This is a genomic window from Shimia sp., from assembly GCF_041624275.1.
Classification (GTDB): Bacteria; Pseudomonadota; Alphaproteobacteria; order Rhodobacterales; family Rhodobacteraceae; genus Shimia.
This window is the reverse complement of sequence record NZ_JBFJVE010000096.1, coordinates 1-11,024: the sequence shown is the minus strand read 5'-3', so window position 1 is coordinate 11,024 and position 11,024 is coordinate 1. Positions and strand designations below refer to the sequence as shown.

General features: G+C 67.4%; 16 protein-coding genes. 10 read left to right on the top strand and 6 right to left on the bottom strand.

All coding sequences use genetic code 11. The annotated features are described in order from the left end of the window. Positions 1-122, top strand: a 122-nt coding sequence (locus ABZD10_RS09135) for an FAD-linked oxidase C-terminal domain-containing protein (protein ID WP_372885973.1), incomplete at its 5' end; no start/stop codon positions are given. Between the two features lie 5 nt (positions 123-127). Here ABZD10_RS09135 and ABZD10_RS09130 read toward each other — a convergent pair. After that, positions 128-667, bottom strand: coding sequence for an adenine phosphoribosyltransferase (locus tag ABZD10_RS09130; protein ID WP_372885970.1), 540 nt, complete (start codon positions 665-667; stop codon positions 128-130). Between the two features lie 165 nt (positions 668-832). Next, positions 833-1,708 (bottom strand): S-methyl-5'-thioadenosine phosphorylase, encoded by an 876-nt coding sequence (locus ABZD10_RS09125; protein ID WP_372885971.1) that lies wholly within the window; start codon positions 1,706-1,708, stop codon positions 833-835. Between the two features lie 255 nt (positions 1,709-1,963). Here ABZD10_RS09125 and ABZD10_RS09120 point away from each other — a divergent pair, with 255 nt between their 5' ends. Then, complete coding sequence (locus tag ABZD10_RS09120; RefSeq protein WP_372885969.1) at positions 1,964-3,607, top strand: SulP family inorganic anion transporter; 1,644 nt, start codon at positions 1,964-1,966, stop codon at positions 3,605-3,607. 91 nt (positions 3,608-3,698) lie between these two features. Here ABZD10_RS09120 and ABZD10_RS09115 read toward each other — a convergent pair whose 3' ends face one another. Further along, positions 3,699-4,304: a flavin reductase family protein gene (locus ABZD10_RS09115; RefSeq protein WP_372885968.1), complete on the bottom strand. Its 606-nt coding sequence runs from the start codon at positions 4,302-4,304 to the stop codon at positions 3,699-3,701. Between the two features lie 82 nt (positions 4,305-4,386). Between ABZD10_RS09115 and ABZD10_RS09110 the strand changes: the two genes are divergently transcribed. Both ABZD10_RS09110 and ABZD10_RS09105 read left to right on the top strand, forming a co-directional pair. Next, entirely contained in the window at positions 4,387-4,878 is a 492-nt protein-coding gene (locus ABZD10_RS09110; RefSeq protein ID WP_372885967.1) for a GNAT family N-acetyltransferase, read from the top strand. A 42-nt stretch (positions 4,879-4,920) separates the two neighbouring features. Next, a complete protein-coding gene (locus ABZD10_RS09105; RefSeq protein WP_372885966.1) occupies positions 4,921-5,715 on the top strand; it encodes an EcsC family protein in 795 nt (264 codons plus the stop codon). Here the strand turns inward: ABZD10_RS09105 and ABZD10_RS09100 are convergent. Then, positions 5,710-6,567 carry a helix-turn-helix domain-containing protein gene (locus tag ABZD10_RS09100; RefSeq protein WP_372885964.1) on the bottom strand — a complete coding sequence of 286 codons (858 nt, stop codon included), beginning with the start codon at positions 6,565-6,567 and terminating at the stop codon, positions 5,710-5,712. The genes ABZD10_RS09105 and ABZD10_RS09100 overlap by 6 nt on opposite strands. 106 nt (positions 6,568-6,673) lie before the next feature. On the opposite strand from ABZD10_RS09100, the gene ABZD10_RS09095 reads away from it, so the two are divergent. Both ABZD10_RS09095 and ABZD10_RS09090 read left to right on the top strand, forming a co-directional pair. Beyond that, positions 6,674-6,877 carry a DUF2061 domain-containing protein gene (locus ABZD10_RS09095; protein WP_372885963.1) on the top strand — a complete coding sequence of 68 codons (204 nt, stop codon included), beginning with the start codon at positions 6,674-6,676 and terminating at the stop codon, positions 6,875-6,877. Next, the gene (locus ABZD10_RS09090) at positions 6,870-7,778 is read left to right on the top strand and encodes a fatty acid desaturase (protein WP_372885962.1); all 909 of its coding nucleotides are present in this window, start codon (positions 6,870-6,872) and stop codon (positions 7,776-7,778) included. Before ABZD10_RS09095 ends, ABZD10_RS09090 begins: the two co-directional genes overlap by 8 nt. A 24-nt stretch (positions 7,779-7,802) precedes the next feature. Here ABZD10_RS09090 and ABZD10_RS09085 read toward each other — a convergent pair whose 3' ends face one another. Continuing rightward, a complete protein-coding gene (locus ABZD10_RS09085; RefSeq protein ID WP_372885961.1) occupies positions 7,803-8,507 on the bottom strand; it encodes a DNA mismatch repair protein MutT in 705 nt (234 codons plus the stop codon). Positions 8,508-8,541: 34 nt separating this feature from the next. Continuing rightward, a complete protein-coding gene (locus tag ABZD10_RS09080; RefSeq protein ID WP_372885960.1) occupies positions 8,542-8,931 on the bottom strand; it encodes a DUF983 domain-containing protein in 390 nt (129 codons plus the stop codon). A 207-nt stretch (positions 8,932-9,138) separates the two neighbouring features. Here ABZD10_RS09080 and ABZD10_RS09075 point away from each other — a divergent pair, with 207 nt between their 5' ends. From ABZD10_RS09075 to ABZD10_RS09060, 4 genes are all read left to right on the top strand, one after another. After that, positions 9,139-9,642, top strand: a complete 504-nt coding sequence (locus ABZD10_RS09075) for an EF-hand domain-containing protein (RefSeq protein WP_372885959.1) — start codon at positions 9,139-9,141, stop codon at positions 9,640-9,642. Between the two features lie 82 nt (positions 9,643-9,724). Next, the gene (locus ABZD10_RS09070; protein WP_372885958.1) at positions 9,725-10,309 is read left to right on the top strand and encodes an RNA polymerase sigma factor; all 585 of its coding nucleotides are present in this window, start codon (positions 9,725-9,727) and stop codon (positions 10,307-10,309) included. Further along, complete coding sequence (locus ABZD10_RS09065; protein ID WP_372885957.1) at positions 10,302-10,700, top strand: hypothetical protein; 399 nt, start codon at positions 10,302-10,304, stop codon at positions 10,698-10,700. The genes ABZD10_RS09070 and ABZD10_RS09065 overlap by 8 nt, the downstream gene beginning before the upstream one ends. A gap of 3 nt (positions 10,701-10,703) precedes the next feature. Further along, positions 10,704-11,024 (top strand): periplasmic heavy metal sensor (locus tag ABZD10_RS09060; protein ID WP_372885956.1); only part of this gene is annotated, 321 nt, incomplete at its 3' end.

The window sequence follows — 11,024 nt, the reverse complement described above, 5'->3', positions numbered from 1 at the left end:
GGCTCAAGGTCGCCGATCTCGAGCGGTACGGCGATCCGGTGCGGCTGGCCGCGATGCGCGCCATCAAGCAGGCGCTCGACCCGAGGGGGATCATGAACCCGGGCGCGGTGCTGCGCGGCTAGCGGCGTTACAGCCCGTCGAACTCGCAGAGCACCGAGACGTTCATCCCCATGTCCAGAAGCTTCTGGCGTCCGCCGAGCTCGGGCAGGTCGATGATGAAGGAACAGGCGAGGATCTCGCCGCCGAGCCGCTCGATCAGCTTGATCCCGGCCTCGGCGGTGCCGCCGGTGGCCAGCAGGTCGTCGACCAGCAGGATCTTTTCGCCGGGCTGGATCGCGTCGTCGTGGATCTCGACCACCGCCTCGCCATATTCCAGCGTGTATTCCTCGGAGATGGTGGTGCCGGGCAGCTTGCCCTTCTTGCGCACCGGCACGAAACCCACCGAAAGCTGGTGCGCGATGGCACCGCCGAGGATGAAGCCGCGCGCCTCGAGCCCGACCACCTTGTCGATGCGTTCGCCGGCAAAGGGGTGCAGCATCTGGTCGATGGCCATGCGGAAGCCGCGCGGATCGGCGAACAGCGTGGTCACGTCGCGGAACATGATGCCCTCGTGCGGGAAGTCGACGATGGTGCGGATATAGTCTTTGACGTCGCTGCTCTTGCTCATGGCCGGCCCCTCTGGATAATGCTGCGCCTGTTTCGCCGATCCGGCCAGCCGTGGCAAGCCGCCGATCGCCGGGCCGGGGGCGAGTCCGGAGCGCGTTCGGGGCGGCGCCACGGCGCAGTCCCCGATCTCGGCCCCGCCGCATTGCGACGACGGGCGCTGCCGGTCTCAGCCGAGAACCCGGCCTGCGATGGTAGAAAGCCTGTCGACCATCGCCGGGTCGCGGGCCTCGGGCGCGGTCAGCAGGGCGAATTCCAGCGCCCGGTCGCAGCCGTGCGGGCAGGGCGCGCGGTCGCCGCCCAGCAGCGCCGGCAGCCCCCTGACCAATGTGCGGGCCTTGTCGGCATTGCCGGTCAGCGTGGCGATGATCTGGGTGACGTCGACCTCTCCGTGGTCGGGGTGCCAGCTGTCGTAATCGGTGACCATGGCGACGCTGGCATAGCACAGTTCGGCTTCGCGGGCCAATTTCGCCTCGGGCATGTTGGTCATGCCGATGACGTCGCATCCCCAGCTTTCGCGGTACATTTTCGATTCCGCCAGCGACGAGAACTGCGGCCCCTCCATCGCCAGATAGGTGCCGCCGCGATGGACCGTGATCCCGGCCGCTCGGGCGGCGGTCTCGCAGGCATCCGACAAGCGCGGGCAGGTCGGGTGGGCAACGCTGACATGGGCCACCAGACCGGGCCCGAAAAAGGATTTCTCGCGCGCGAAGGTGCGGTCGATGAACTGGTCGACGACGACGAAATCGCCCGGCGCCATGGCCTCGCGGAATGAGCCCACCGCCGAGACCGAGATCACGTCGGTTGCCCCGAGCTGCTTCAGGGCCGCGATATTGGCACGATAGGGCACCGAGCTGGGGCTGTGCACATGGCCGCGGCCATGGCGTGGCAGAAAGGCCATTTTCACACCGTCGAGCCGCCCGGTCAGAACCTGATCCGACGGTGCCCCCCATGGGGTGTCGAGCGACACCCATTGCGGCGCGTCCAGCCCGTCGATGTCATAGATGCCGGACCCGCCGATCACGGCGATCATGGTCTCGGACAGGGTCTCGGGCGCGCTGTCGGTCATGGGGGATCCTTTCCTGCCTTGAATTGCCCCGCCATTCTTGGGGGCAGGATCGGGGATTTGCAACCGCTACCGGGGCGCAGGGCGCGCGGGGGAACTTGCGGTGCGCCAACAAGGCGCGGATCGCCGTCCGGCGCCGGCTCGGGGGCGGTTTTCACATCAAAGGTTGTGCGTTTGCGGCATTTCCGATAGGGACGCGGCCAGCGAACACTCCCGATTTTACAGGTATCCCCTATGAGACGCGCCGCACTGGCTCTTCTGGCCAAGAACATTTCGCCCCCCAACCTGTCGCTTATGCAGGACGAGGGCTGGTCGCCCGGCCGGGTGCGCACCGAGATCCTCTCGGGGCTGACCGTGGCCCTGGCGCTGGTGCCCGAGGCGGTGGCCTTTGCCTTCGTCGCCGGGGTGCACCCGCTGGTCGGGCTTTATGCCGCCTTTCTGGTCGGGCTGATCACCGCGCTGATCGGCGGCCGCCCGGGGATGATTTCGGGCGCCACCGGCGCGCTGGCGGTGGTGATGGTGGCGCTGGTCGCCGAGCATGGCGTCGAATACCTGTTCGCGACCGTGGTGCTGATGGGCATTTTGCAGATCATGGCCGGAGCCCTGCACTGGGGCAAGTTCATCCGCCTCGTGCCGCACCCGGTGATGCTGGGCTTTGTCAACGGGCTGGCGATCGTGATCTTCCTGGCTCAGCTGACGCAATTCAAGGACCCGGAAAATACCGCGGCCTGGCTGGCAGGTCCGCAGCTGGCGATGATGCTGGGGCTGGTGGCGCTGACCATGGCGACCATCTGGATCCTGCCGAAAGTGACCAAGGTCATCCCGGCGCCGCTGGCCGGTATCGCGATCACCGCCCTGGTGGTGATCGGCTTTGGCATCAACGTGCCGACGGTCGGCGACATGGCCTCGATCAAGGGCGGTTTCCCGACCCTGCACAACCCCTTTGGTGAAGGCACCGGGATTTATGGCACCGCGCTGGCGCCCTTCACCCTCGAAACCCTGTGGATCATCCTGCCCTATGCGGTGATCCTGGCCGCCATCGGCCTGATCGAAAGCCTGCTGACCCTGAACCTTGTTGGCGAGATGACCGGCAAGCGCGGCGGCGCCAGCCAGGAATGCATCGCCCAGGGCGTGGCCAATGTGACGACCGGGTTCTTCGGCGGCATGGGCGGCTGTGCGATGATCGGCCAGTCGATGATCAACGTCAAATCGGGCGGCCGCACCCGCATCGCCGGCATCACCGCGGCGCTGTTCCTGCTGGTGTTCATCGTTGTTGCCAGCCCGGCCATCGAACAGATCCCGCTGGCGGCGCTGGTCGGCGTGATGTTCATGGTGGTGATCGGCACCTTTGCCTGGAACTCGTTCAAGATCATGCGCCGGGTGCCGCTGATGGATGCCTTTGTCATCGTTCTGGTAACCGTGGTCACGGTGCTGGAAGACCTCGCCGTCGCGGTCGTGGTCGGGGTGATCGTCTCGGCGCTGGCCTATGCCTGGCAGAACGCGCGCCGCATCCATGCCGTCACCCGCGAATCCAACAGCGATCCGGGGGCCAAGGTCTATGAGATCCAGGGGCCGCTGTTCTTCGGCTCGTCGGACGGCTTCATCGAGCTGTTCGAGGTCGACAGCGACCCCGACCATGTGATCATCGACTTCCAGTTCAGCCGCGTCGTCGACCAGTCGGCCCTGCAGGCGATCGAGGCGGTGGCCGCCAAATATGCCGCGGCCGGAAAACAGGTCGTGCTGCGCCATCTCAGCCGCGACTGCCACCAGCTTCTCAGCCGCGCCGGCCACCTGATGGTCGACAGCGACGATGACCCGGAATACGAGATCGCGGTGGATTACTCGGTGCGCACCGGCATCTTCGGCGGCGGGCACTGAGCCGGGGCGGCGCCTGCTGGCAGCAGGGCGCGCAGGGAAATGCCCTGCCGCCCCGGCGGCCCGCAATAGTCGACGGTTTCGGTGTTCTGTCTCAGTCGTCCGGCCGGACAAGCGTAAACACCTTTTCGACCACCGCGTAGTCGCGGTAGCCGAGCCGCGCCAGCGGGCGGAAGGTGGTGACGTCGAAACGGCCATCGACGATGCAGTCGTCGCGCATGTGGATGCCGGTCACTTCACCATGCACGACGTAGTTGTTCTCGCCCTTCATCGGCAGGATCTGCGTCATCCGGCATTCGAGGCTGGCCGGCGCGCTCTCGAGCCGCGGGCAGTCGATGCTGGCGCATTCCGCCGCCTTCAGCCCGGCGCGCTGGAACTCGTCGACCTCCTTGCCGAAACCGGTGGTCGAGACGTTCATGGCGTCTTTCATGGCCTCTTCGACGATGTTGATGCAGAACACCCCGGTGGCGCGGATATTGGCCAGCGTGTCCTTGCCGTTCTCCTGATCGGGCTTGCTGCCGGTCGAGGCGAACATCACCTGTGGCGGGACATAGGCGGTGCCGTTGAAGAAGGAATAGGGCGCCAGATTGGCGGTGCCATCGGCGGACCGGGTCGAGATCCAGGCGATCGGGCGCGGCGCGATCAGCGCGTTGAACGGATTGTGCGGCAATCCGTGACCATCTTCGGGGCGATAGAACATCTGCGGCGCTTCCTTTGGTTTGCCCCAGTGGTAGCGCCGTGCTAGGGCGGTTTCCACGAAAAAGAAGATCGGGGCAGGGCAAGTGTACCGGCTGACAGTGGAAAACGACAAGGATTGGTGGGAGGTCGAGGCCCTCTATGACCTGTGTTTCGCACCGGGGCGCGAGGCGCTGTCCTCCTACCGGCTGCGCGACGGGGTGCCGCCGGTGGCCGGCCTGTCGCTGGTGGCCCGCGACGACGGCGGGGTTCTGGGCGGGGCGATCCGCTATTGGCCGGTCAGCGTGGCGGGGCATGAGGCGCTGCTTCTGGGGCCGGTGGCGGTGCACCCCACGCGCCAGGGCGAAGGTCTTGGCGGGGTGCTGATCCGCGACAGCCTGGCGCTGGCTGCGCCCCTGGGCTGGACCCGGGTGCTGCTGGTCGGCGATGCGCCCTATTACGGCCGCTTCGGGTTCCGGCGGCTGAGGGATGTGGTGATGCCGCCGCCGACCAACCCCGAGCGGGTGCTGGGCCACGAGATCGTGCCAGGCGCCTGGGCCGGTGTCCATGGCGAGGTGCAATCGGTCGCCGGGGCTTGACCCGGCGCCGGGCGGCGCCAATCTAGGGGTATGGACGATCTCATGACCCGCGCCGGAGCCGGCGCTTTCGATACCGAGGTGGAACGCGAGCTGGCGCGGCTGGAAGCGCGTTATCGCGGCGCCGGGGGGCTCGGGCTGGAGGTCATCAACGCGCTTGGCACCCGCACCGAGGGCCTGTTCGAAAGACTGCCCGCCCCGGTGCGCAACGGGCTGGAAACCGCCACCGAAAGGGCGCTGCACAGGGCGATGAAACTGGCCCATGGCTCGCGCCGCCTGGTGGGCGACGACCGCGGCTGGCTCAATGCTGCCGTGGCCAGTGCGCTGGGCGCTGCGGGCGGGCTTGGCGGGGCGTCGACGGCGCTGGCCGAACTGCCGGTGACGACCACCGTTCTGCTGCGCGCGATCCAGGGCGAGGCGGTCAAGCTGGGCTTTGATGCGGCCTCGGAAAACGTCCAGTTCGACTGCGTGCAGGTCTTTGGCGCCGCCGGCCCGCTGGCGCGCGACGACGGCGCCGACCTGGGCTTTGTCTCGACCCGGCTGGCGCTGACCAACGGTGCCCTTCAGACGCTGATCGCGCGGGTGACGCCGAAGCTTGCGGTGGTGCTGGGCCAGAAGCTGGCGGCGCAGGCGGTGCCGGTGATCGGGGCGATGGCCGGGGCCAGCATCAACTATGCCTATCTGGGCTATTACCAGGAGGTGGCGCATGTGCATTTCGGGCTGCGCAGGCTGTCGATCGACGCCGGGGTGCCGCACGACGATCTGGTGGCCGAGATGCAGCGCCGCATGGGCCCCAAGAAACTGGCGGGCCGCGCCGCCGGTGCCCGGCCACGCCTATAGGTCGCGGCGCAGCCCGGCGACATGGTCGGGAATGCGGCGGGCGGTGACCGTCGCCTGACGCACCAGATTGTCGAAATGTTCGGTAAACCCCTGCACCCGCTCGGTGTCGCGGAAGGCCAGGTAGTTGCGCCCCAGGTAGAGCACCGCCAGCAGCGGGCCGAAGACGGTCACCGGCGCCGAGAAAAGCTGGCGGGCGTCGAAGAGATAGAGCCGCAGGCGCGGGTAGAGTTGGGTGCAGAGCCGGGACAGGTGATCGAGCTGCGCGCGGCGCAGATCGACCGGCAGATCGGCGTAATAGCCGGTGGCGCCGGCAAAACTGGCCAGTTCATGCAGCGGCAGGGCGATCTCGTAATCCGACTGGCTGGCGCGCATCCAGTTCAGCCGGTCCTGCGAGGCGCCGATGGCCTGCGCCGTGGTGCGCCCCAGATGCGGCGAATATTCCCATTCCAGGATCGCGTCGGTCTTCAGCATGTCGGGCAGCCCGGCCGGCACATGGCGGATCTTGTAGCCGGCGGTTTCCTGGTGCCAGGCAAAGATCTGCTCGTCGACCAGCGCCCGCGGCGCCGCCGTCAGCTTCAGTGAATTGGCAAGGATGTCGGCGGCGCTTTCCGGCCGGTCGGTCAGCGACAGCAGCCAGTCGGCCGAGACCCCCAGCGCCGAGGCGCATTCGCCCACCACCTGGGCATTGGGCAGCCGTGCCCCGTCATCCTTGAGCAGCTGCGAGACCGTGGAGCGGTCGACCCGGATGGCGCGCGCCAGGGCGCTCTGGCTGACATCCTTGTCGCGCATGGCGCTGGCCAGCCGCTGGCGGAACCGGTCGGCCCGCAGGCGTTTGTCGATATTCTTGCTCATATGGTGACAAATATCATCATTTGGGGATTTTGTGAATAACATCCCGAATTCTGGCGGGGCGGCGATTTTGCTAGCGTTGTGAAGAGGTTCGAATACGGGAAAAGAGATGGAAACCAGGAAGCGATCCCTGCTCAAGGCGGTGATCTGGAATGTGATCGGGCTGGTCACGATGAGCCTGGTCGGGCTGGCGGCGACCGGATCGGCGGCGGTCGGCGGCACCATGGCGCTGGCCAATACGGCGATCGGCTTCACGATGTATCTGCTGTATGAACGGGTCTGGTCGCGCATCCGCTGGGGCCGCCATGTCTGAGCGGCGGCCCTCCCGCCCGCCGGTCGAATGGCCGACGCTGGCGATGCTGATCCTGTGCTATGGCACTTTCGTGGTCGGCAGCCTCTGGGCAAGCGCGCTGTTCCTGCCGCTGGGGATGGTGCTGACCACCCTGGCCATCGCGCTCCAGTCATCGCTGACCCACGAGGTGCTGCACGGCCATCCGTTCCGCAACCAGCGGCTGAGCGATCTGACGGTCTTTCCGGCGATCGGGCTGGCGATACCCTATTACCGTTTCCGCGACACCCATCTGGCGCATCACAATGACGTCACCCTGACCGACCCCTATGACGACCCCGAGAGCAACTATCTCGACCCGGCGGTGTGGCGCCGGCTGCCGCGCTGGCGGCGGGCGCTGCACCGGGCCAACAACACGCTGGCCGGGCGGCTGATCCTCGGGCCGGCGCTGGGGCAGGCGGGTTTCATGGCGGCCGACTGGCGGCGCATCCGGGCCGGAGACCGGGCGGTGCTGCGGGGCTGGCTGTGGCATGGCCCGATGCTGGTCCCGGCGCTGTGGTGGATGCTGGCAGTGGCGCAGATGCCGGTCTGGGCCTATCTCGCCTGTGCCTATGCCGGGCTGTCGATCCTCAAGATCCGCACCTTTCTCGAGCATCAGGCCCATGCCCGCGCCCGGGGCCGCACGGTGATCATCGAGGATCGCGGGCCCTTGGCCTGGCTGTTCCTGTTCAATTCGCTGCATGTGGTGCATCACATGCACCCGAAACTGCCCTGGTACCGTCTGCCGGCGCTTTATGCCGAGAATCGCGACCGCTATCTGGCGCGCAACGACGGCTATCGCTTCCGCTCATACGGCGAGGTTTTCCGGCGTTATTTCACCCGCGCCAAGGATCCGGTGCCACACCCCCTGTGGCCCGAGGGCTGAGCCCCGGCGGCCGGGCGCATGGCCTCAGTCGTCGCGCCAGTCGGGCATCCGGCCTTTCAGTTGCAGAAACAGGCTGGTTTCGTCGTCATTGCGGAAGAACGGTACCCGTTTGGGCGGCTCGGGGTCGCGGACCCGGGCCTCGAGTTCGGACAGGACCACCTCGGTGATGAAGGGCAGGTCGAACTTGCGGGCCTCTTTCAGGCCGATCCATTGCAGGTGCGAAAGCTCGTCACAGGCCTGGCTGAAATCGTCGGGATCGCTTTGCAGGTCTTCGGCATCGAGCACGAAGAAGCGCGCATCGAAGCGGCGCGGCCGGCCGGGCGGGGTGATGGCGCGAAAGACGAATTGCAGGCCGTCGGCCGCCGGCACGTGGCCGGTCGCGGCGAAACCCTGCCAATCCTCGGGCGGGGTGCCCTGCCAATCGCCGGGCCGGCCGAGGATCTGGCCGGTTTCTTCCCACAGTTCGCGCACCGCGGCCACGGCCAGCGCATGGGCCAGCTCCGGCGCGGAATCCTCCTGCAGGCGGCGCTGGCAGAGGTCCGGCACCGGCGCCGAAAGCGCGACATCGGCATCGGCCGCATCCACGGCGCCGCCGGGAAAGACGAACTTGTTGGGCATGAAGGCGGCCTTGGCGCCGCGCTGGCCCATCAGGATCCTGGGGTCGCTGTGGCGATCGCGCAGCACGATGACCGTCGCGGCGTTGCGAATTGCCGTCTTGTCTTGGCTCATTGCGTCCTCTTGTCTTGCCGCACCCGTGACCGGCCTAGTGACCGGGCGCACCGAACCCGCCGAGCCGGCGGGCCCATTGGAACGCGACCACGACTCCCTTCAGCCTCGGCAGAAGATAGAGCGACAGGGCGACACATCCAACCGCGAAAATGGTAAACATGATCAGCGGCTCGGGGCGCAGGTTGACAAAGACCACGTGCAGCATCGGCGCCATCAGGTGGCCGACGATCAGGATCGTCAGATAGGCCGGACCGTCGTCGGCCCGCTGGGGGCGGAAATCCTGGCGGCAGACCGAGCAGGTCTCGCGCACCTTGAGATAGCCCTTGAGCAGGGGGCCGCTGCCGCATCGCGGGCATTTTCGTCGCCAGCCCTTGAACAGCGCCGGCCCAAGAGGCCGGGTCTCGGCCTTGGCAATCGTATCCATCGTGGGGTCCTCGCATCTCCCGGCGCAAGAATGTGGCCTGCCTTCGCACATTGAAAGAGGTCTTTTCCGCACCGCGTCCCGATGTCGCAAAGATCATATTCTTTGCTTGGGGTCAAAAAAATCCGACGGAAAGGGGGGCGTCGCGCGTTTCAGTCTATGAAAGCCGCCCGATGGGGCCGGTTTCGAAGCGAGTAACAGGAGACGACAATGAAACGAGCAATCCTTCTTTCCTGCGTGATGGCGACCGCCCTCGGCGTCAGCGCCCTTTCGGCCCAGGCGCGCGGATTCGGACCCGGTGGTCCCGGTGGCCCCGGCGGCTTCGCCCCCGCCTTTGCCGAACTGGACGCGGATGGCGACGGGGCGCTGACCCAGGCCGAGCTTGAAGCCTTCGGCAGGGCAAGGTTCGACGCTGCCGATGCCGACAGTGACGGCTTTCTGACCCCGCAGGAGATGCAGGCCCACAAGCTTGAGCAGATCAAGCAGCGCATGGCCGAACGCAATGCCCGGATGCTGGAGAAAAAGGACAGCGATGGCGACGGCAAGCTGAGCTACGATGAGATGCGCCCCGAGGATTCGCGCCGCGACAAGATGTTCAGCCGGCTGGACGCCGACGGCAATGGCGAGATCTCCGAAGCGGAATACGACGAGGTCCGCATGAAGATGCGCGATCACCGCCATGGTCCCAAGGGCGGATGGCAGCCGCAGAACTGATCGCCCGGCCCTTTCCCGGGGCGCGCCCGTCGCGGCCCCGGGATTTGCCAATCGGATGCAAAGAGGCTAGGCCGAAGGCAGGATGCACATGCCCTATGACGCCCAAGGCGACATCACCGACGAGGCGCTGCTGCTGCGCTATGCCAATGGCGACCCTGCCGCGCCGGCGGCGCTGACCCGGCGGCTGACGCCACGGGTGTTCGGCCATGCCTATCGGCTGCTCGGCGACCGGGCCGAGGCCGAAGACGTGACCCAGGAGGCGCTGATGCGTCTGTGGAAGATCGCCCCCGAATGGCGCCGGGGCGAGGCGCGGGTCACGACCTGGCTTTACCGGGTGGTGGCCAACCTGTGCACGGACCGGGTGCGGCGGCGGCGCGCGGTGGCGCTGGAGGCGGTGGAAGAGCCCGCCGATGACACCGCCTCGATGGCGCAAAGGCTACAGGACAGGGCGCGGGTCGAGGCGCTTGGTGCGGCGCTGGCCACATTGTCCGCGCGGCAGCGCGAAGCGGTGGTGCTGCGCCATATCGAAGGGCTCGGCAATCCCGAGATTGCCGAGATCATGCAGATCAGCGTCGAGGCAGTGGAAAGCCTGACGGCGCGGGGCAAACGGGCCCTTGCTGGGGCACTGGCGGGGCGACGCGAAGAACTGGGGTACAACGATGACTGATCGCAAACAGGACACGCACGACCCGGGCCAGCTGGACGAGCTGTTCGCGGCTGTCCGGCAGGATGTGCGGGCGACGCCCGACGCGGCCCTGATGGCGCGGGTTCTTGGTGATGCGGTGGCCATGCAGCCGCCGCCTGCCGCCGTGGCGCCGCACCGCGCCGCCGCCGGGGTCCCCGGCGCTGGCGGACGCTGGGCGCAATTCGTCTCGGCGATCGGCGGCTGGCCGTCGCTGGCCGGGCTCGGGGCGGCCACGGCGGCCAGCGTCCTGGCCGGGTTTTTCGCCTCGTCGGCGCTGCTGCCCGACAGCCTGTCGACGCTGCTGAGCCTGAACGATGACAGCTATCTGCTTTATCTCGATCAGGCGGAACTTTTCGAGCCGGAGGAAATCTAGGACATGCAAGCCGAACAAACCGATCCCAGACCGAGAATGCGCCCCTGGCTCAGGGTGCTGCTGGTGCTGTCGCTGGCCTTCAACCTGGTGATTATCGGCGCCGCCGCCGGGCTGGCGCTGCGTTTCGGGCGCGCCGGGCCGCCGCCCTTCCTGGTCGAGGGGCCGGGCTCGCCGATGGTCATGGCGCTGTCGCATGAGCACCGCAGGGCCGTCGGGCGCAGCATTCGCCGGGCCTATCACGAGGCAGAGGACGGCCGGCGGGCGCGGGCTGCCTCCTATCGGGATCTGGCGGGCGTGCTCGAGGCCGAGCCGCTGGATCTCGCG